The organism is Duganella sp. 1411, assembly GCF_017833525.1.
In the GTDB taxonomy this organism is placed as follows: domain Bacteria; phylum Pseudomonadota; class Gammaproteobacteria; order Burkholderiales; family Burkholderiaceae_D; genus Rugamonas.
Map to the genome: position 1 here is coordinate 221300 of NZ_JAFICD010000008.1, position 21305 is coordinate 242604.

17 protein-coding genes are annotated in these 21305 nt (G+C 64.3%); 4 read left to right on the forward strand and 13 right to left on the reverse strand.

Annotated features, from left to right (window positions below; all coding sequences use genetic code 11):
* The first annotated feature begins 215 nt into the window (after positions 1-215).
* The gene (locus JOD97_RS33040; protein ID WP_209726229.1) at positions 216-2921 is read left to right on the forward strand and encodes a TonB-dependent receptor; all 2706 of its coding nucleotides are present in this window, start codon (positions 216-218) and stop codon (positions 2919-2921) included.
* A gap of 72 nt (positions 2922-2993) precedes the next feature.
* On the opposite strand, the gene corA is transcribed toward JOD97_RS33040, so the two are convergent.
* The 5 genes from corA to glnA all read right to left on the reverse strand — a co-directional run bounded on the left by corA (position 2994) and on the right by glnA (position 8924).
* Positions 2994-3962, reverse strand: a complete 969-nt coding sequence (corA, locus tag JOD97_RS29020; protein ID WP_209726231.1) for a magnesium/cobalt transporter CorA — start codon at positions 3960-3962, stop codon at positions 2994-2996.
* Positions 3963-4115: 153 nt separating this feature from the next.
* A complete protein-coding gene (gene ntrC / locus JOD97_RS29025) occupies positions 4116-5642 on the reverse strand; it encodes a nitrogen regulation protein NR(I) (protein ID WP_209726234.1) in 1527 nt (508 codons plus the stop codon).
* A gap of 69 nt (positions 5643-5711) precedes the next feature.
* A complete protein-coding gene (glnL, locus tag JOD97_RS29030; RefSeq protein WP_209726236.1) occupies positions 5712-6824 on the reverse strand; it encodes a nitrogen regulation protein NR(II) in 1113 nt (370 codons plus the stop codon).
* 25 nt (positions 6825-6849) lie between these two features.
* Positions 6850-7383: a DUF4124 domain-containing protein gene (locus JOD97_RS29035; protein WP_209726238.1), complete on the reverse strand. Its 534-nt coding sequence runs from the start codon at positions 7381-7383 to the stop codon at positions 6850-6852.
* A gap of 125 nt (positions 7384-7508) precedes the next feature.
* The gene (glnA, locus tag JOD97_RS29040) at positions 7509-8924 is read right to left on the reverse strand and encodes a type I glutamate--ammonia ligase (protein WP_209726240.1); all 1416 of its coding nucleotides are present in this window, start codon (positions 8922-8924) and stop codon (positions 7509-7511) included.
* 314 nt (positions 8925-9238) lie between these two features.
* On the opposite strand from glnA, the gene JOD97_RS29045 reads away from it, so the two are divergent.
* Positions 9239-9697: a rhodanese-like domain-containing protein gene (locus tag JOD97_RS29045; RefSeq protein ID WP_209726242.1), complete on the forward strand. Its 459-nt coding sequence runs from the start codon at positions 9239-9241 to the stop codon at positions 9695-9697.
* A gap of 96 nt (positions 9698-9793) precedes the next feature.
* On the opposite strand, the gene JOD97_RS29050 is transcribed toward JOD97_RS29045, so the two are convergent.
* From JOD97_RS29050 to JOD97_RS29080, 7 genes are all read right to left on the reverse strand, one after another.
* The gene (locus JOD97_RS29050) at positions 9794-11158 is read right to left on the reverse strand and encodes a TAXI family TRAP transporter solute-binding subunit (RefSeq protein ID WP_209726244.1); all 1365 of its coding nucleotides are present in this window, start codon (positions 11156-11158) and stop codon (positions 9794-9796) included.
* A 177-nt stretch (positions 11159-11335) separates the two neighbouring features.
* Entirely contained in the window at positions 11336-14458 is a 3123-nt protein-coding gene (locus JOD97_RS29055) for a transglycosylase domain-containing protein (RefSeq protein ID WP_209726331.1), read from the reverse strand.
* A 433-nt stretch (positions 14459-14891) separates the two neighbouring features.
* Entirely contained in the window at positions 14892-15677 is a 786-nt protein-coding gene (locus JOD97_RS29060; protein WP_209726246.1) for a molybdopterin-binding protein, read from the reverse strand.
* Positions 15678-15693: 16 nt separating this feature from the next.
* Positions 15694-16536, reverse strand: a complete 843-nt coding sequence (locus tag JOD97_RS29065; RefSeq protein ID WP_209726248.1) for an EI24 domain-containing protein — start codon at positions 16534-16536, stop codon at positions 15694-15696.
* A complete protein-coding gene (locus tag JOD97_RS29070) occupies positions 16536-17531 on the reverse strand; it encodes a sterol desaturase family protein (protein ID WP_209726251.1) in 996 nt (331 codons plus the stop codon). The genes JOD97_RS29065 and JOD97_RS29070 overlap by 1 nt, the downstream gene beginning before the upstream one ends.
* Before the next feature lie 10 nt (positions 17532-17541).
* Positions 17542-18333 (reverse strand): polysaccharide deacetylase family protein, encoded by a 792-nt coding sequence (locus JOD97_RS29075; RefSeq protein WP_209726252.1) that lies wholly within the window; start codon positions 18331-18333, stop codon positions 17542-17544.
* On the reverse strand, positions 18333-19301 hold the full coding sequence (locus tag JOD97_RS29080) for a cytochrome D1 domain-containing protein (RefSeq protein WP_209726254.1): 969 nt from the start codon (positions 19299-19301) through the stop codon (positions 18333-18335). Before JOD97_RS29080 ends, JOD97_RS29075 begins: the two co-directional genes overlap by 1 nt.
* 163 nt (positions 19302-19464) lie before the next feature.
* Here JOD97_RS29080 and JOD97_RS29085 point away from each other — a divergent pair, with 163 nt between their 5' ends.
* Positions 19465-19821: an FKBP-type peptidyl-prolyl cis-trans isomerase gene (locus JOD97_RS29085; RefSeq protein WP_209726256.1), complete on the forward strand. Its 357-nt coding sequence runs from the start codon at positions 19465-19467 to the stop codon at positions 19819-19821.
* A gap of 177 nt (positions 19822-19998) precedes the next feature.
* Here JOD97_RS29085 and JOD97_RS29090 read toward each other — a convergent pair whose 3' ends face one another.
* Positions 19999-20772: a hypothetical protein gene (locus JOD97_RS29090; RefSeq protein WP_209726258.1), complete on the reverse strand. Its 774-nt coding sequence runs from the start codon at positions 20770-20772 to the stop codon at positions 19999-20001.
* 203 nt (positions 20773-20975) lie between these two features.
* Here JOD97_RS29090 and JOD97_RS29095 point away from each other — a divergent pair, with 203 nt between their 5' ends.
* Positions 20976-21263 (forward strand): HU family DNA-binding protein, encoded by a 288-nt coding sequence (locus JOD97_RS29095; protein WP_090316135.1) that lies wholly within the window; start codon positions 20976-20978, stop codon positions 21261-21263.
* Positions 21264-21305: the final 42 nt, after the last annotated feature.

Sequence of the window (21305 nt, forward strand, 5' to 3'; positions counted from 1 at the left end):
ACGTTCCAAAAACTTTGTATTTTTGTGTAAAAAACGGGCTTTTTTATGTAAAAACCGTAGGAAGTGTTGTTTATGTCAGACTTGTTACAGAGGCACAATTGACCCGTGCGCCCTCCGGGTGGTCTTATGGCAACCCTGAATAATTTACCCATGGATTATTCAGCCCGGGTCGTTTAATGATAAAGAAACAACAAGATCTCTTAGGAGTTGAAGCAATGATGATGGAAACCGTTATTTCGCGTTCGCTGCGGCTGATGTTTGCCGGCGGCGCCGCGTTCGTGCTGGCACAACCGGCAATCGCTCAACAAGCAGCAGACGCGCCGATCCAGCGCGTGGAAATTACCGGTTCGGCAATCAAGCGTATCGACGCCGAGACCGCCGTACCAGTGACCGTCGTGAAGATGGCCGACCTGAAAAAAGAAGGCATCACCACCGTTGAACAGGTGCTGGCCAATCTGAGCGTCTCGCAGTCGACCCAGGGCACCAGCCAGGTGGTCGGCTCCGGCACCGGCGGCGCCTCGTTCGCCGACATGCGCGGCATCGGCGCCAACAAGACCCTGATCCTGCTCAACGGCCGCCGCCTGGCCAACAACGCCTTCGACAGCTCGGCGCCCGACCTGAACATGATCCCCTTCGCCGCGCTCGAGCGCGTCGAGGTGCTGCGCGACGGCGCCTCGTCGCTGTACGGCTCCGACGCGGTCGGCGGCGTGATCAACTTCATCACCAAAAAAGACTGGCAAGGCGGCACCGCCACCGTCGGCGTGGACAGCCCGCGCAAGGACGGCGGCACCGGCCGCAACGCCAACCTCGGCTACGGCTTCGGCGACCTCGAGCAGGACCGCTACAACATCTTCGCGATGGTCGACCACCAGGGGCAAAACGCCATCGGCGGCACCCAGCGCGACTACAACAAGCGCTACGCGGGCGGCCTGTCGGCATCGACCAGCCCGGCCAACTACTACCAGGCCGACGCCAGCGGCAATCCGGCCGGTCCCGGCTGCTCCAGCAGCCCGAACCTCATCCCAGGCAGCAACGGCGCCTGCCAGATGACCACCTCGTCCTTCGTCAACTACGTTCCGAAGAGCGAGCGCACCACGGGCCTGATCCGCGGCACCTTCAAGCTGACCGACAACCATGAGCTGGGCGTGGAATACCTGACCACCCAGAGCAAGGTGCAAAGCGCGATCGCCCCGGTCCCATACGGCGGCCTGTACATCAACCGCAACCGTCCGGACGGCACCCCCAACCCTTACTACCCCGGCAACGGCGGCGTGCCCAACAGCATCGCGCTGGACCCGAACTTCATGGACATCGGCGGTTCGATCACGCCGGGCGTACAGCCCGGCTTCGTGCACGCCCGCTGGCGCGATCTGCCGAACGGCTCGCGCGCCGACGAAAACATCAACCGCCAGGAACGCCTGGTGGTGAGCCTCAAAGGCGTCGTGGCCGGCTGGGACTACGAGACCGCGCTGTCGTACAACATGAACAAGGTCAAGGAAAACCTGTACGGCTACAGCGACGGCGGCATCATCTCGCAAGGCGTACGCGACGGCGTGATCAACGTCTTCGGCGACCAGAGCGCGGCCGGCACGGCGCTGCTCAACAGCGCAGCCCTGAGCGGCAACATCATGAACGCGCGCGGCCTCAGCAAAGGCGCCGACGTCAAGTTCAGCCGCGAAGTGGGCGACTGGTTCAACACCACCCACCAGGCCGGCCTGGCGGTCGGCGCGCAGTACGAGCACCAGGAATTCCGCAGCGCGGCCAACACCCCGTTCGCGGAAAAGGTGATCGCCTCGACCGGTATCGATCCGCTGACCCTGAACGAAGGCTCGCGCAGCGTGTCGGCCTTCTACTCCGAGCTGAACGTGCCGTTGCTGAAGAACCTGGACCTGACCGCCGCCTTCCGTTACGACAAATACAGCGACTTCGGCCACACCACCAATCCGAAGTTCTCGTTCGTCTACCGTCCGCTGACCTCGCTGCTGATGCGCGGTTCGTACTCGAAGGGCTTCCGCGCGCCGTCGCTGTATGAGATCAACGCGGCGAACTCGTACACCAACGCCGCCAACACCATGGACGATCCGATCAACTGCCCGGGCGGCAATCCGATCCCCGGCAAATCGGCGGCGGCCAACTGCGGCCAGCAGTTCCAGGTGCTCAACGGTGGTAACCAGCACCTGAACCCGGAGCGCTCGAAAACCGGCACCGTCGGTCTGGTGTGGGAGCCCGTCAACAACCTGTCGCTGTCGGCCGACTACTGGTCGATCCGCCTGACCCAGCAGATCAACAACCTGCAGGACAACGACGTGCTGAGCGACCCGGTCACCTTCGCGCCGTACTACCACCGCAATCCGTCGGGCGACCTGGCGGTGGACGGTTCGCAGTGCCCGAACCCGATCACCTGCGGCTACCTGGACCTGCGCACGCAGAACCTGGGCGACATGAACACCAACGGTGTCGACCTGTCGGCGGCCTACAAGCTGCGCACCAAGGACTACGGCCTGTTCAACTTCTCGTACAGCGGCACCTGGGTGCACAAGTACGAGTACCAGAACTTCGTCGGCGACACGATGCGCAACCGCCTGGGCGAATACTCGGGTGACGCCGTGGTCTTCCGCTGGCAGAACACGGTCAACGTGAACTGGAGCGAAGGCAAGTTCGGCGCCGGCCTGTCGGCGCACTACAAGTCCGGCTACATCGACCAGGATCCGACCAACCACGTCGCCTCGTACACCACGTTCGACGGCTACGGTTCGTGGGAAGCGATCAAGGGCCTGACCCTGACCGCCGGCGTGCGCAACCTGTTCGACCGCGATCCGCCGCTGTCGTACCAGACCACCGCCTTCCAGGCTGGCTACGATCCACGCTACACGGACCCAACCGGCCGCACCCTGTACCTGCGCGCCACCTACAACTTCTAAGCTGAAGTCGTAACAAAAAAACCACCCCGCGGCCTGCGCCACTGGGGTGGTTTTTTTTCGTCCTGGTTTTCGTTACAGCCAGCCGGCCTTTTTGAAGCGCCGGTACAGATACAGGCACACCGAGACCATCACCGTCAGCGCGAACGGATAGCCGTACTTCCACTCGAGCTCGGGCATGAACTTGAAGTTCATGCCCCACACGCCGGCGAACGCGGTGCAGATCGCGAAGATCGCCGCCCACGCCGCCAGCCGCTTGTTCACTTCGCTCTCCTCGATCGCCGTCATCGACAGGTTGACCTGGATCGCGGTGGCGATGGTGTCGCGGATGGTGTCGAGCGAGGCGCTGATGCGGTGCAGATGGTCGTGCACGTCGCGGAAGTATTCCTGGGTGTCCTGGCACATCGACGGCACCCGGCCGCCGTGCAGGCGGCCGACCGCCTCCATCAGCGGCACCACCACGTGGCGCACGGTGGTGACCTTGCTTTTGAGCTCATACAGGCGCTCGATGTTGTCGCGCTGCTTGCCGCGGCTGAAGATGAGCTCCTCGATTTTTTCCAGTTCCGTCTCCAGCATGTCGAGCACGGGGAAGTAGCGGTCGACCACCGCGTCCATCAGCGCGTACAGCACGAACGCCGGGCCCAGGCGCAGCATGTGCGGCTCCTTCTCGGCGCGCGCGCGCACGCCGAGGAAGCCCTGCTGGGTCTCGCCGTCGCGCGACGACAGGATGTAGTCCTGGCCGACGAAGATGTCGACCTCGCCGACGGCGACCTCGCCGTCGCGGCATTCGATGGTCTTGACCACCACGAACAGCGAATCGCCGTACTCCTCGATCTTGGGCCGCTGGTGGCCCCGGCTGGCGTCCTCGACGGCCAGCTCGTGCAGGCCGAATTCCTCCTTCATCACGGCCAGCTCGTCGGGCTTGGCGTCGCGCAAGGCGACCCAGACGAACGTCTCGGGCCGCTCGATGTAGTCGCTGATTTCCTCGACTGGAATGTCGTCCAGCTTCTGGCCGTCCTGATAGGCCACACAATTAATCAACATACGTGTATTCCATAAAAAAAAGCCCCTGGCCTCGTCAGCCAAGAGCTTACATTAAGACGGGGTCAGGTCCACCATTTCTACACGAACCCGGCGCTAGTGGCTGCCACGGACCCGCTCGTGTAGAAATGGTGGACCTGACCCCGGAGTTATGGCTTAGTCGTCCTTCGCGCCGTCGATGCCGAGCTCGGCGATCTTGCGCGTGATGGTGTTGCGGCCGATGCCCAGCCGTACGGCGGCGTCGTTCTTGCGCCCGTGCGTGTGCTTGAGCGCCGTGCGGATCAGCGCCGATTCGAATTGCCGCCCCAGCACCGCCATCACCTCCTGCTGGCCGCCGCTGAGCATGGCCGCGGCCTGCGCTTCCAACAGTCCCAGCCAGGCGTCCGGCGATCCCGGCAGCGCGTGCGCGCCGCCCGCCTCCGGCGTCGCCACCGGCACCACCGTGCCGTGGTGCTGGATCGCGCCGTAGCTCTCGGCCGGGGCCGACAGGCCGGCGCCGGCGCCCGCGCCCGCGCCCGCGCCGCCGCCCTGCTCCTGCGTCAGCTCCAGCGGCAAGTCCTTCACTTCCACCGTCTGCCCCGGCGCCATGACCGTGATCCAGTTGCACAGGTTTTCCAGCTGGCGCACATTGCCCGGCAGGTCCAGGCCGCTGAGGAATTGCAAGGTGGCGTCGCTCATGCGCTTGGCTTCCACGCCCAGCTGCTTGGCGCTTTGCACCAGGAAGTGGCGCACCAAAATAGGGATGTCCTCGCGCCGCTCCCTCAAACTGGGCAAACGCAGCCGGATGACGTTGAGGCGGTGGTACAAGTCTTCGCGGAACAGGCCTTCGCGCACGCGCTGCTCCAGATTTTGGTGCGTCGCGGTGATCACCCGCACGTTGGCCTTGAGCGGCTGGTGCCCGCCGACTCGGTAGAAGTGGCCGTCCGACAGCACCCGCAACAGCCGCGTCTGCAGGTCGAACGGCATGTCGCCGATCTCGTCGAGGAACAAGGTGCCGTTCTCGGCCTGCTCGAAGCGGCCGCGCCGCGTCGTTTGCGCGCCGGTGAAGGCGCCGCGCTCATGGCCGAACAGTTCCGATTCGAGCAGGTCCTTGGGGATCGCCGCCGTGTTGAGCGCGATGAACGGCTGCTGCGCGCGCGGGCTGTGCTTGTGCAGCGCGCGCGCCACCAGCTCCTTGCCCGAGCCCGATTCGCCGGTGATCAGCACCGTCACGTTCGATTGCGACAGGCGGCCGATGGCGCGGAACACTTCCTGCATCGCCGGCGCCTGGCCGAGGATCTCGGGCGTCTCCGACGGCCCCGATTCGACGCTGGTCTCGCGCAGGCTCTCGTCGAGCGCACGGCGGATCAGCTCGACGGCCTTGTCGATGTCGAACGGCTTGGCCAGGTATTCGAAGGCGCCGCCCTGGAACGCGGCCACGGCCGAGTCCAGGTCCGAGAAGGCGGTGATGATAATGACCGGCAGCCCGGGGAAGCGCGACTTCACCAGTTGCAGCAGGTCGAGGCCGGAGTCGCCCGGCATGCGGATGTCGGACACCAGCACCTGCGGCGTCTCGAACTCCAGCGCGGCGATGGCGTCGCGCGCGTTGGCAAAACTCTTGGTGGCCAGGTTTTCCCGTGCCAGCGCTTTTTCCAGTACCCAGCGGATCGATTCGTCGTCGTCTACTATCCAGATTGGCTTCATGTGTTTGTGTTATCCCGCAATATGGATCGTCAATCAAGGGACTCGGTACCCGCCCCTGCTTGCCTCGGCTTATGGCAACGGCAGCAGGATACGGAAATCCGTATATCCAGGCCGGCTCTCGCACTCGATCACGCCCATGTGCTGCTGCACAAAAGTCTGCGCCAGCGTCAGGCCCAAACCGCTGCCGCCCTCCCGGCCCGACACCAGCGGGTAGAAAATACGGTCGCGGATCTGGGGTGCGATACCCGGTCCATTGTCAATGATATGCAAGTCTAATGCCAGCCCGTAGCGGACCTTGGCCAGGGTCACCTGGCGCGCCACGCGGGTCTTCAAAATGATCTGCGCGGCGCCCGCCTCGATTTGCGAAGCGAGCGCTTGCGCGGCGTTGTGGGCGATGTTGAGCACCGTCTGGATCAGCTGCTCCTTGTCGCCGCGGAACTCGGGGATCGAGGCGTCGTAGTCGCGCAGGATCGTCAGGCCGGACGGGAACTCGGCCAGCATCAGGCTGCGCACGCGCTCGAGCACCTCGTGGATGTTGACGTCGCCGACGATGTGCGGCCGCCGGTGCGGCGCCAGCAGCCGGTCGACCAGGGTTTGCAGGCGGTCGGCCTCCTTGATGATGACCTGCGTGTATTCGCGCAGCTGCACCGCGTGCAGCGCCGGCAGCTCCATCTCCAGCAGCTGGGCGGCGCCGCGGATGCCGCCCAGCGGGTTCTTGATCTCGTGCGCCAGGTTGCGGATCAGTTCCTTGTTGACCTGGCTCTGGTCGAGGATGCGCTCCTCGCGGTCGAGCTTGAGGTGCTGCAGGTGCTCGCGCAATTCGATCAGGATGTGGTCGGGCGGCTCGTCGAGCGCCGAGACGATGCTGTGCACGTGCAGCGGGTCGCGCCCGGCCCGCTCCAGGGTCAAGTCCTGGCGCAGGTCGGAGAACTTGTGCTCGCGCGCCTGGGCGCAGATGTGATCGAGCTCGTCGGGGTTGAGGAATTGCGCCGTCAGCTTTTGGCGCGACAGCGCCTTCAGGGAACTTTCCAACAGGTTCTCGGCCGCCGCGTTGGCGTAGGCGATGTGGCCCTGGGCGTCGAGCAGCACCACGGCCGAGGCCAGCAGTTCAAGGCCGGCCAGCGCCGGCGGGCGGTTCATGGCGGCCACCGCGCGGGCGGCGATATTGCTGACCAGGCTCATAGCGGGCTCGATTTCAAGTCGTGTTTCATTTGATATTCGCGATCTCTCGTTTCAGGGCGTCGACATTCTTTTCCGAGCGGCTGATGCTGTCACGCATGGCGGCCACTCGCTCCTGGTACTTGGCGTAGTTGCGTTCGTCGCCGCGCCGTTCCGGCTCGCCGCCGTTGAACTCCTTGCGCAACTCGGCCAGCTTCTGCGTTTCGTTTTTCAGTTCGTCTTCCAGTATCGCGCGGCGGTCGGCGTCGCGGGCGCGCTGCTCGGCGCCGTCGACGCGGGGGAAGTCGCCCGGCGTGGCGGCCGGCGCGGCCGGCGTCGCAGCCGTGCCGCCTGCGCGCGCCGGCGCGCCCTGCCGCTTCGGCGGCGCCGGTATCGCCAGGCCCGGCAAGTCCATCGCCTTGCAGTAATTGCCGCGATACACGTCGGTGTATTCGGTGCTGCCGTTGGGCGGGGTGCATTTATAGATGACGCCCTGCGCCCGCGCGGCGCCGGCGGCGGCCAGCGCCAAAGCCAGCGCCGCGCCAACGTTGGCTAAACCGCATCGTTTCAAACTCGTTGTCATTCTTAATCCATGGGTGGAACGCTCCATCCTGAATATACAACATCCAAACAAAAACGCGGGGAAAGCCATGGCTCCCCCCGCGTTTTTTGCTTCACCACAAGCATCGGCCAGCCGATGCGTTGCGATTACAGCGAGTAGTACATGTCGAACTCGGCAGGGTGGGTCGTCATGCGCATGCGCTGGACGTCCTGCATTTTCAGTTCGATGTAAGCGTCGATCATCGAATCGCTGAACACGCCGCCACGGGTCAGGAACTCACGGTCTTTGTTCAGCGCGTCGAGCGCTTCTTCCAGCGACGAGCAGACGGTCGGGATCAGCGCGTCTTCCTCAGGCGGCAGGTGGTACAGGTCTTTCGATGCCGCTTCGCCCGGGTGGATCTTGTTGGCGATACCGTCCAGGCCGGCCATCAGCAGCGCGGCGAAGCACAGGTACACGTTCGCCAGTGGGTCCGGGAAACGGGTTTCGATACGGCGGCCTTTTGGATTGGCCACGTGTGGAATACGGATCGAAGCCGAACGGTTACGGGCCGAGTAGGCCAGCTTGACCGGCGCTTCGAAGCCTGGAACCAGACGCTTGTACGAGTTGGTGCCCGGGTTGGTGATCGCGTTCAGCGCCTTGGCGTGCTTGATGATGCCGCCGATGTAGTACAGCGCCGTTTCCGACAGGCCGGCATAGCCGTCGCCGGCGAACAGGTTGACGCCGTCCTTCCAGATCGACTGGTGCACGTGCATGCCCGAACCGTTGTCGCCAACGATAGGTTTTGGCATGAAGGTGGCGGTCTTGCCGTAGCTGTGGGCGACGTTCCAGACCACGTATTTCAGGTTCTGGGTCCAGTCGGCGCGCTCGACCAGGGTCGAGAACTTGGTGCCGATTTCGTTCTGGCCGGCGCCGGCCACTTCGTGGTGGTGCACTTCGACCGGGATGCCCAGCGATTCGAGGATCAGGCACATTTCCGAACGCATGTCCTGGAAGCTGTCGACCGGAGGAACCGGGAAGTAGCCGCCCTTGACGGTCGGACGGTGGCCGCTGTTGCCGCCTTCGATTTCCTTGTCGGTGCTCCACGACGCTTCGTCGGAGTCGATCTTGACGAAGCAGCCGGACATGTCGATCTTCCAGCGCACGCTGTCGAAGATGAAGAATTCCGGCTCAGGGCCGAAGTAGGCGGTGTCGCCCATGCCCGACGATTTCAGGTACGCTTCGGCGCGCTTGGCGATCGAACGCGGGTCGCGGTCGTAGCCCTTGCCGTCCGACGGTTCGATGACGTCGCACTGCATGAACAGCGTGGTCTCTTCCATGAACGGATCGATGTTCGCGGTGTTTGGATCTGGCAGCAGAATCATGTCCGATGCTTCAATGCCCTTCCAGCCGGCGATCGAGGAACCGTCGAATGCGTGACCCGATTCAAACTTGTCCATGTCGAAGTGCGACACGGGCACGGTGACGTGCTGTTCTTTGCCACGGGTATCGGCGAAACGGAAATCAACGAATTTGACTTCGTTTTCCTGGACCATTTTCAAGACTTCTGCGGCTGTCATTGCCATGCGTATCTCCTAAAGGAATGTGTATAACTGGTGCGCTCGTTATAAGCAGTATCCATGCCAGCCCGAAACTCATCACCATATGTTCATAGCGTCTTGGAACTCGCCGCCAAAAGAGACTAAAACCGGCGGGCCAGCCAAGCTGCCACTATTTACGGCAGATCAATGCGGCACCATGGTGGTGCAATATTCTCAAACCGCACCAATTTCGTGCAATTTCCGCTTTCGCCGGAAAATTGCACGGCTTTGGTGCGCCATTGTCTCCGACGTGCACAGGACGCCTATAATAAACTCAATCTTATTTGGAGGGATATGCCATGAGCAAAATAGACGAGATTCTGGCCCTCGCCCGCGGGCGTAGCAAGGACTGGCCGTATGCCGGCGCGGTGACGCCGCAGGAGGCCTACGAGCTGTTAAGCACGGACAACGCGGTCAAACTGGTGGATGTGCGCACCAACGCCGAGCGCGACTGGGTGGGCCGGGTGGCCATTCCGGAAGCCCAACATGGTGCGGTCCAGTGGAGCCTGTATCCGGGCGGCATCGCCAACCATGAATTTATCGAGCAATTGAACTCGGTGGCACGCAAGGACCAGGTGATATTGTTCCTGTGCCGCTCGGGCGTGCGCTCGCGTGGTGCGGCCAAGCTGGCCACCGAGCACGGCTATCAGCACTGCTACGACATCCTCGAAGGCTTCGAGGGCGACAAGGACGAGCAGCACCACCGCAGGAACCTCGGCGGCTGGTGCAAGGCCGGCCTGCCGTGGACCGGCGCGTAATTCATACCCTCACACCCGCGACGCGCTTCGAACCGCCGCCGTCACCGGTCGTGGGGTCGTACCCCGCACGGGGTACGACCCGGCCGTGGCCTCGGGTTAAACCGGCACCGCCTGCGCGGCGGCCGGCGCCCCCTCCTCCATCAAGAACTGGATCCGCTTGCGCACGAACTGGATGTGGCTGCGCAAACCATACAGGCCGTCGGCGAACGACAGCGGAATCGAAATCTGGTTGACCAGCTCCTCGATCTCGTCGAGCCGCTTGAGCTGCGCCTCGTACACCTGCATGCGCGTCGCCTCCGGCGCGCTCTCGACCTGCTGCTCGACCGTGCGCAGCTGTCCATACCAGCGGTACACGCGCGAACGGATGCGCCACACGTACAACGGCGGAATGATGCGCGACAGCGGTATCACCAGCGCGCTCAGCGCCAGCACCACCACCCACATGCGGTCGAAGAAATTGGCCAGCCAGAACGTCATATAGCGCTGCAGCAGCGGCGGGCCGTTCTTGTAGAACTTGGCCGCCTCGGCGTCGACCGGGATCTCGGTGTACTTGGCCGACGGGAATTGCCCCTGCTGCTGGAACCAGCCGGCGCCGTTATGAATGCCGCTGGCCGCCTGCACGAACAAATCCACCAGCGCCGGATGCAGATCGTCGCGCGCCACCAGCGTGGCGGTCGGCGCGATCAGGTTGTAATTCTCGGAAGGAATATCGCGCCCCAGGTCGACGATCCCCTGCGGCAGCACCACGTGCGTGAGGAACGGCAGCTTGCGCGCGTAGGCCTCGGCCTGGCTGAAGTTGAACAGCTTGATGCCGGGGGTTTGCAGCAGCATCTGGATCAGCGGCGCTTCCGGTGCCGAGGTGAACACCAGGCCGTCGATGCGGCCTTCCAGCAGCTCCACCGTGGCCGGCGTGTTGGCCAGCGAAAAGCGTTCGACGTCTTCCTTCTCCAGGCCGTTCAATGACAGCACCTGGCGGAACAGGCGCGGCGCGCCGGCGCCTTTGGGGCCGAAGTTGATCTTCTTGCCCTTCAACTGGCTGAGCTGGGTGATCGGCGGCTGGCCCTTGGTTTCTCGCAGAAACAGCCACAGCGGCTCGACGAACAGGCTGCCCAGCGAGGACAGGCCTTCGCGCTCGGCCGCCTCCTCATTGGTCGAGCCGCTTTGGACGAAGGCGATGTCGACTTCGCCGGCGCGCAGGCGGCGCAGGTTCTCGCCGGAGCCGGCCGATGGCACCAAGGTGACCTTGACGCCGTGCTTGGCCAAGGCGGCAGCGTATTTCTTGCCGAATTCCTCGTAGGCGCTGTTTTCCTGGCCGGTGGCCAGGCGCACGCTGCGCGGCGGGGCCGGATCGACCAGCCAGTAGGCCAGCAGGCAGACGCCGACGATCAGCGCGATGGTGGGGGCGGAGGCGACGAACAAGTCCCGCAGCGAGAATTGCGTGAACTTGAGGATTTTGGACATGTGGTGGCGCATTGGTTTCATGGGCTCATACCATGCCAACAAATGAGCAATTATGCAAGGGGAATACGGGCGCGGGTGGATTGGCGGCGCCTTAACCCGCAAGGCCAACCGGGGTCGTACCCGACCGGGTACGACGGGGACGCCGAGTCCCCTGCGGATCGCCGTGCGGGTTGAAAATCAACCGCCGCAAGCCTGGAGCGGAGCCGTCACCACGGTATCCGGCACCCCGCCCGCCTTGACCACCACCGGCGGCGGCACCGCCCCCGGCTTGGCCACCGGATTGGGCTCGATCAGCGGCATCAGGCTGGGCGCCAGCACCACCAGCAACTGCACCGGCAACGCGCTGGTGAAGTCGTAATGCTTCGATTCCGGCCCGTGCACATACGCCGTCATGCTGCCGAAGAAGCGCTCGCCGATATTGAACACGAACGTCGCCGACCGGTTCACATAGCGCGATTCGATCAAGCGTCCGCCGCCGCCATACACGTCGAAGCGCTGGTCGCCGGTGCCGGTCTTGCCGCCGACCGGCAGCACCGTGCCGTCCGACTTGACGAACGCCATGCGCGCCCGCTTGGCCGTGCCGTCCGACACCACGCCGCGTATCGCGTCGGCCACCACGCGCGCCACCTCCGGCGACAGCACCTGCTCGTTGGAGGTCGGCTTGGCCTTGGTCACCACCGTCTCGTACGGCGTGCCCTTGGCGAAGTGCAGCGACGAGATCCGCTGCGTGCTCTTGCGCACACCGCCGTTGACGATAATGCCCATCATCTCGGCCAGCGCCGCCGGCCGGTCGGCCGAGGCGCCCAGGGTCGTCGCGTACGACGGCACCAGCGACTCGAACGGATAGCCCATCTTCTTCCACTGCTTGTGGATTTCCATGAACCCTTCGACCTCGATCAGGCCGGCGATACGGCGGTCCTGCGCGTGCTTGCGGTGGGTCTTGAACAGCCATTGATACACTTCCTGGCGTTCCTTCTCGCTGGCGGCGGTCATCTGCGACAAGGTGGCACCCGGATGCACGCGCATGTACGCGGCCATCCACAGCTCCAGCGGGTGCACGCTGGCCAGGTAGCCGCGGTCGGCCAGCGACCACTTGTCGATCGCGTACTGGTCGTACAGCTTTTCGACGCGCTCCTCGGTCACCTCGTTCTGCGATGGCAGGTTGTCATGCAGGAAGTCGCCAAACTGCTTCATCGTCGCCGCCGGATAGACGGTGCGGTGGATCACCGCCAGCCGCGTCGGCGTGCTGCGGATGTTGGCCAGCAGTATCTTGTCGACATCGGCCGCCGGCTTGCCCTTGTACTTGGCGTAGAAGCGCGTCAGGAACTCCTTGCCCTCCTTGTCGGCGAAGCGCGCCAGGTAGCCGGCGCGGCGCGGATCGTCGGCGTCGGCCAGCAGCGAGGCCGACGAGCCCGGCGTCTGGAACATGTAGAACTTGGCGACGTCGCGCATCAGCCGCACGAACACCAGGTTGGTCGAGTGGCGCAGCGCCTCGGTCACGGTGAGGATCTTGCCGTTGTCTTCCTTGGAGAAGTTGCCGAAGTAATGCAGGCCGCCGCCGGTGAAGAAGCCTTCGCCCGGATTGCCGGAATACTTGCGCTCCATGGCCGCGTTGAGCATCGGCGTCAGTTCGCGCTCGGCGCTGCCGACCGGGTGCGCCTTGAGGTAGTCGACCGCCCACGCCGACAGCTTGTCTTGCGGATCGACCGGGATCACGCTCAGGGTTTCCGCGTTCATGCCGCGATACTTCTTGTTGAGCTGGTCGATGATGTCCAGGTACGTGACCAGCGTGCGCAGCTTGGCCGTCGAACCGAGGTCGAGCTTGGCGCCCTCGTTGATGTCGAGCGGCTGGTCGTAATTGTCGGTCTGCAAGCGCAGCATGTTGTTCTGCTCGCCCTTTTCCAGCAACGTGAAGCTGTACACGACGTTGGCCGGATCGCCGTTGCCCAGCATGCCCTTGCCGGTCAGGCCGGCGGCGGCGGCGCGCTCGGGGTCGCGCAGGTCGCGCAGCACCTGCGTCACCGCCATCTGCGCCTTGGCGTCGAGCGTGCTGACCACGTTCAAGTCCAAACGGTCGAGGTTGTACATGCGGTTGTCGCCCAGCAGGTTGGCCAGGTGGTTGCGGATCGCGTTCGAGGCCTTGCGCGAGACGAAGGTCATCGCCGGCGCCGCCTGCAGGCCGTTGCCCTTGGCCGGATGCAGCGGCTGCTTGAGCGCGACGTCGCGCATCGCCGCCGTGATGACGCCGTCCTGCGCCAGGATGCGCAGATGGCTGTCGGCCAAGATCTCGAGGTCGTCGGCGCCGTCGCCCAGATAGTAGCTGGGGCGGCGCTGCGCGATCATCAGGCTCAGCGCTTCCTTGAACACCAGCGCCGTCTCGGCGTCCGGATTGGCCAGGTCGCCGCCCAGCAGGCGGTTGACGTCGGCGAACTCGCGGCCGTACCACACCCACATGCCGTCGCCGATGCCGTTGACCTCGCCGTAGCCGGGCTTGGCCGACAGCGGCACCGTGTTCAGGTAATCGATGACGATGCGGCGGCGCGCCTTGGTCGTGTCCGGCCCGTCCTGGTACGAGCGCAGGCTGGCCGACACCATCTGTTGCAGCTTGTCCTTCATCGAGCCGGTGCGCCCTTCCGGCGAGTGGCGGTATTTCTCGATCTGCGTGGCCAAGGTGCTGCCGCCGGCCGCGCGATGGCCGCCGGCCACCGAGCTGACGCTTTTCTCGATGACGGCCTTGCCCAGCCGGTCCCACTCGACGGCCGGATTGCGTTTCGGATAGGTGTTGTCGAGCAGCTCGCGGTTCTCGATGTACAGCAGGCTGTTGACCAGCGCCAGCGGCGCCTGCTCGAACTTGTTGTAGATGCGTTCCGGATAGCTGGCCGCGAACAGTTCCTGCGCGCGGCAGTCGTAGATCGTCAGGCCGGTCTTGGTCTTCTCGTGGTACGTGGCGAAGATGCCCATGTCGGCCAGCTCGGCCATCTTGGGCGAGATACGGGCCTGCGCGCTGACCTGGTAGTCGCGCGTGCGCAGCTTGCCGAGATAGTCCGGCAGGCTGGCGTAGCCGAGCCGTTCGTCGTACGGGCTGTCGTGCGGGAAGCGGATCGAATTGCTCGGTCCCGCCTGCATCTTGTAGGTCATCTTGCCGGCCAGGTCGGTGAAGACGCGCGCCTGCATGGTGGAGGTGCGGCTCTCGTGCACGCCCCAGTACACCGCGAACGAGGCGCCCACCAGCAGCACCAGGATGAAGGCGTTGCGCGAGCGCTTGCCCTTGACCGGGCGGTCCGGCGGCGGCGCGTCCATCTGCGCCTGCGCCAGATGCGCTTCGGTTTCTTCGGGGGTGAGTGGCGGCACGACATGCAGATGCCGGGTGCGACGATAGCCTAAGGCGGCCGCGCCTGCGCGCAACTTGCGCACTGCGCGAACCAGGGGCCGGCGGAAACGACGATTGCTTAACATATGATTCAAACCGGTCAGCTGTTTCAGTAAAACCTACTAGTCACCATTGCACCACATCGGCGCTGTGGTGACCGGTGATGACGCACAATATATTGCAACCGATGTTTATTTTTCGCAAAAAAACAACGGCGTTTCTCCCCAGGGGAAAAACGCCGTCAATGGTTGTGACCGTTACGTGACGCGGGCGCATTATCGAAGCGCTACCGAAGCGCCACCGAAGCGATATCGAAGCGCTATCAAGCGATGACGCCGTGCTATCAGGCGATACCGGCGCGCATTAAATGTTGTTGAACTCTACACCGAGCCTGGTCAGTTCCTCGCACATGCGCTGGAACGCCTCCAGTGTTTGCGCCGGTTCGCCTTTGACGCCGAGCTCGATGTGGCGGCGCGTGTTGGCGTCGCCCACGCTCGGCAGGCTGAACACCTTCACGCGCGGGTATTGCGCCTCGAGCTCGACCATCAGCGGCGTCAGCGCCGACTCGGCCGTCTCGTACACCAGCACCGACTGCTCCAGGTGCGGCTCGCGGTTGAACAGGTCGGCGTAATGGTGGTCGAGCACCCACTCGATCATCGGCCAGGCCATCACCGGGAAGCCCGGCACGAAGTAATGCTTGTGCAGCGCGAAGCCGGCGATGTTGTTGTACGGATTAGGGATCAGCGCCGCGCCCTGCGCGAACTCGGCCATCTTGAGGCGGTGCAGGTTCTCGGCAGAGTTCAGGTCGACCTCGTGCCCGGCCTCCTGGCCCATCTGCACGATGCGCTGCTGGATGTTGCGCTTGCCCTCTTCGTGCAGCACCAGCGGCAGGCCCAGCGCGTTGGCGGCGGCCAGCCGCGTGTGGTCGTCCGGCGTGGCGCCGATGCCGCCGCAGCAGAACACGATGTCGTCGCTGGCGAAGGTGCGCTTGAGCGTGGCCGTGATGCGCGTCGGATCGTCGGCCAGGATTTCGGCCCAGGCCAGCTGCAGGCCGCGCGCGGCCAGCAATTGCACCACTTTCGGGAAGTGCTGGTCGACGCGCCTGCCGGACAGGATTTCGTCGCCGATGATGATGAGTCCGATCGCCATGATAGTTCCGCTTTCTTCAGAGTTCCACCGGCGCCGGGTCGGCCTTCATGGCCTCGGCGGCGCGCATGCGCGCCAGCGCTTCGAGGCAATAATAGGCGAACCACAGCGCGGTGAAGATAAACACCAGCACATACAGCCAGATCGACGCGGCTGCCAGGAAGGGGAAGAATACCACCGCCATCACCCCGCCCAGCCAGATCGCGCCCGGCAGCGCGCCGGCCGCGCCGGACACCACGCCGATGGCGATCAGCGGCCAGCGGTGCCCGGCCAGCAATTGGCGGCGCTCGTCGGCGCTGGCGTAGTCGGCCAGCACGTCGTAGACCATCATGCGGCTGGTCAGCCAGCCCCACAGCAGCGCCTGCACGAACACGGCCAGCGGCGGAAACACGTACAGCGGCAAGGTCAGCAGCCACAGGCCGATGAACGCGGCCATGCCGCCCAGCGCCACGCCGACGCTGCCGAGCACGCTGCCGCCGTTGCGCTGCTCCAGTTGCGGATAGTGGCGCCCGCCGATATGGCGCAGGATCACCGGCATGGCGATGACGCCGATGAAGATCAGCGCCGTCAAGATCATCAGCGGCAGCAACAGCAGCATCGCTATCAACGGCACAACGACTGTTTTCAAAGCGCCAAGTCCGAGCGAGCTCAACAAGCTACCGCTGTAGCTGAACACGCCATATTGCGAGAACGTCGCGTGGACGAAATCGATCAGCGGCTGCAGGCCCAGGTACAGCAGCACCGCCCACACGCCGACCGCCAGCAGGAACGGCGCCACGCTCATCAACAGCAGCTTGCCGTGCCACTGGGCGCCGAACGCGCGGCCCCAGGCGCGCAGCACGGAAGAGAAGCCGCCGGCCATCAGACGCTATCCTTGCGCGCGTACTCGACCATGCGCTTGAGCGCCAGCCAGTGCTGCGAAAAGAAACCCTTGCCGTATTCCCGGCCCGGCCGGACGACGCCGTCGGCGCCGGTTTGCGGCAACTGGTCGCGGATGCCGGTGGCGACGAAGCGCGGCGTGAAATTGGCGGTGCGGAAGATGATGTCCCAGATCGGCAGCAGCACGGCGAAATTGCAGCCGCCCAACGTGCCCTGGCCGTGCGATTCATGGCCGACGCCGATCGCGTGGTGCATGCGGTGGTAGCGCGGCGACACCAGCAGCCACTCGCCGACCCGGCCGAAGTGGATGCGCACGTTGGCGTGCTGCAGGCTTTGCAGGATGCGCGACACCGACACCAGCATCACATATTGAGAAGGCTCGACGCCGATGCCCAGCGCGATCACGCCCATGTAGACGTCGCGCAGCAGGTCGTCGAGCAGATGGTTGCGGTTGTCGCTCCACAGGTTCATGTTCTGCTGGCTGTGGTGCAGGCCGTGCAGCGCCCACCACCAGTTGAAATGGTGGGAGGCGCGGTGATACCAGTAGTCGAAGAAGTCGAGCACGACGAAATACACCAGGAAGGCGCCCAGCGGGCTGATGCCAGGCCACAGCGACTCCAGGTTGATCGGCTGGAAGTTATCGAAGCGCAGCATCGCCGCCACGCTGTCGAGCAGCGGGTCGAGCGTGAAGAAGATCAGCACCGAGAACAGGCCGATGCGGTGCAGCACCGTGTAGATGAAATCGTTCCAGCGCGCGCGCGGATCGGTGAACTTGTGCACCGGGATCATCGCCTCGAGCGGGCGCAGCACGAGGAACAGCAAGGTCAGCTCCAGTATGCCGATCAGCAGCCATTCGGTGCCCTCGAAGGCTTCCTCGATGAATTCGCCAAAGCCGAGCTGGAACACCAACGGCTGGATCACCGTCTCGAACAACCAGCCCTGGGCCAGGCCCAGCCAGTCAGAAAAAAAATGAATCATAGGGGATGCGTCATGGATGATGCTTGAAAATGGTTTGGTAATCCGGGTGCTCGCGCAGCGTGGCGAAGCAAAAGCCTTTTTGCTCCAGGCCGCTGATCAGGGGCTCCAGGTTGGCCGGCGCCCACGCGTCCTGGCGCGACCAGATGCCCATGTGCGCGACGAAAATGTCGCCGTCGCGCAAATCGCGCAGCGACTTCCGCAACAATACCGCATTCGGGTAGGCCGCGCTCGACAGCTCATCGCCGGAGAAGCCGGCCGGCGCCCAGCCGACGTGGGCGTAGCCGCAGGCCTGGGCCGCCGCCAGGGTGCCGGGCGAGGTGCGCCCGGCCGGCGCGCGCCAGACCGGATCGAGGTGCTTGCCGGTCAGCTCGGCGAAACGGCGGTCGACCCGCTTGATTTCTTCGCAATACTGGGCCGGCGTCAAGGTGCGCGGCTTGCCGGCGGAGGCGCCGAAGCCGGGCTTGACCTTGAAGCCGTCGGCGCCGTCCTTGAGCAGCACGTCATGGTCGAAGGTGTGCGAACCGAACGCATGGCCCTCGGCCACGCGCGCCTTCCAGTACGCCGACCACGCCGGATCGAGCGAATAGTCGCCGCGCACGGTTTTTTCGTTGGCGAGGAAGAAGGTGGCGCGGATGTTGTGGCGCTTGAGGGTGTCGGCGATCAGCTCGGCCTGCGACTGGCTGCCGGTGTCGAACGTCAGGTAGATGGTGCCCTTGCAGGCCGCGGGCGCGGCGCCGGCGGCCGGCAAGGCCTGCAGCGCCGCCACGGTGGCCAGCGCGGCCAGGACGGCGGCGCGGCTCATTAGCGCTGGGCGGAGTTGACGAAGAACACGCCGTGCGGCGAGCGCCCGACCGGGATCGTCTTGATCAGCTTGCGCGTGGCCAGGTCGATCACCGCCACTTTTTTGATCCAGCGCAAGGTGACCCACATGGTCTTGCCGTCGGCCGTCACCTCCATGCAGTCCGGACCGCCCGGCACGTTGATCTGGCCGACGTTTTCCAATGTCTTCTGATCAATGATGTTGATCGAATTGGAAACCCGGTTCGACACATAGGTGTAGCGGCCGTCGCCGGCCGAGCGGAAGTTGTGCGCGCCCTGCCCGGTCTTGATGCGCTTGACGGTTTTCTGCGCCTTCCAGTCGATCACCTCGACGTAATCGCTGCCCATGATGCCGACCAGCAGATATTTGTCGTCCGGCGTCATGGCGATACCGGCCGGCAGCTTACCGACCGGCATGGTCCACTTGATGGTCTGCGTGGTCAGGTCGATGGCGCTGACCTGGTCGCTGCCCTGCTGGGTGATGAAGACCATGTTGCTGGCCGCGTTGAAGGCCATGTGGCTGGGCAGCTTGGCCAGCGGCAGGCGCTTGGCCAGGGTCATGTTGGTGCCGTCGTAGCGGTACAGGTCGACACGGTCCAGGCGCAGCGAGTTCGACACGAACCACTTCTGGTCCGGCGAAAAGCCGATCTGGTAGGGGTCGAGGATGTCCTTGACGGTGCGCTGGATCTGGCCGCTCTTCGGATCGAGGAAGATCAGTTCGTTGCCGACCGAGCTGGCGACGATGAGCGACTTGTTATCCGGCGTCGCCATCAGGTGGTGCGGCTCCTTGCCGACCGGGAAGGTGGACAAGTCCTGGTAGGTGGCCTGGTCCAGCAACTGGACGGTGGCATCACGCGAGTTGAGCACAACGACAACATTAGCCTGCGCGCTGCCGATGGCGGTCGCGGCGCAGACACAGGAGAAAACCAGACGGCGGACACTGCGGAGCATGAAGAAATCGCTTGAAAAGACTAAACGTTTATTTTACGTGCAAACGGGGCCGTCACAAGATAAATGCGGACAATTATTCCTATCCTTGCCCGAGCGCGGCGGCCGAACCACAGCGGGCTGCTACAATTGTCGGCTGTCTTTAACGTATAGGGAAGGAAACACCATGACCACCATCACCACCGAATCGGGCCTGCAGTACATCGAACTGACCGCCGGCGAAGGCGCCGAGGCCAAGGCTGGCCAAAACGTCACCGTCCACTACACCGGCTGGCTGCGCAACGACGACGGCACCAAGGGCGCCAAATTCGACTCGAGCAAGGACCGCAACGACCCGTTCGAATTCGCGCTGGGCGCCGGCATGGTCATCCGCGGCTGGGACGAAGGCGTGCAAGGCATGAAGATCGGCGGCGTGCGCCAGCTGATCATTCCGTCGGAGCTGGGCTACGGCGCGCGCGGCGCCGGCGGCGTGATTCCGCCGAACGCGACGCTGATCTTCGACGTCGAATTGCTGGGCGTTTAATTTTTTTCAAGCGTCATGCGTTGTCGGCGGCGCATGCATGGCGGATTACGCTGCGCTAATCCGCCCTACGTGTTTCCGAGGTCGACGCACGGCCGCGTGCCCATGGAGGCACGTAGGGCGGATTAGGCGGCACGCCGTAATCCGCCAAGCGCCGCCAGCGGCCCATGCGAACGGCCGCTACCGCTGCCAATTGCGCCGCAACGCCTCCAGCTCCGCGCGCGTATCGAGCATGCCGCCGACGATGCGCTGGTCGATCGCCTCCAGCACCGCCGTCGGCATTTCCGTCCCCGCCATCCGGTACGCGGCCGTCTGCGCCGACGGCCGCACATTCTGCACCATCACCGGTATCCGCCACTCCGCGCTGGCGCGGCAGGCCACGCCCACCAGATCCTGGCTCAAGCCCACCACGGTAAAGGTGCGGCAATACCCGCCCTCGTTCGACAGGAAACTGAGCCCGACCCGCACGTCGCCCTCGGACGGCGCGGCGCCGCCCATTTGCTGGGTCAACACGGTGTCGAGCTTGCCCTGCGCGACCAGCATGCCGTTGCGGCTGATGACCGTGGTCGGCAGTTTGTCCGGATCGGTCAGCCAGGCCGGCTGCCAGGCGGCCAGGCCGAACTTGCCGAGCGCCAGCCCCAGCACCAGCATCGCCGTCAGCGCGCCCCACTCGCGCCAGCCCAGATGGCGCCGGACCGCCTTGCGCGCGGCCTGCTGCGTGGCCACGCGCTGCGCGCGCACCGCCGCCAGCTGCACCACCTTGGCCTGCTGCGAACGCATCGCCGCGTTCGACGGCGCCTGGTCGGCGAACACGTCGTCGCGCGCGGCGCGCAGCCGCGCCACGCGGCGGGCGATGCTGCTGTCGCGCCGCATCGCGTCCTCGACGGCGCGGCGGGTCGCGTCGTCCAGTTCGCCGACGGCGTAGGCAATCAGTGTCTCGTCTGAAAAGCTCATGTTCACGTCCTTAGTCGCTCCATCATAAACCTTTTTTCCGCCCGGTGCGGCGCCGTCAGGATCGCGTAAGCCCTTTAAATACAAGGGTTTTATTGCGCCGCAGCGTGGCGCGGCAACTACTGTAAGGCCTACTTCCTACAGAAACCATTACATTTGACAATATTTATGCTAATCTGCGCGCTCTAATAACCAAGGAGGTAGTAATGAAAAAAGGCGAATTGATTGCAGAATTTGCGAAACGCACGGAGATGTCTGCTGCTGCCGCCAACGGTGCGGTGAACACTCTGATCGCGATCGTGACCGAGCGTCTGAAAAAAGGCGACACCGTCGGCATCACCGGCTTCGGCACCTTCTCCGTCGCTAAACGCGCTGCACGCAAAGGCCGCAACCCTGCCACCGGCGAAGCGATCAAGATCGCTGCGTCGAAAACCCCGAAATTCTCGGCTGGCGCGACCCTGAAGTCGGCTGTCAACCCGACCAAGAAGAAGTAAGCGCGGGCTGTGTTCGTGCCCGCGAGGGCACCGGAAACGGCG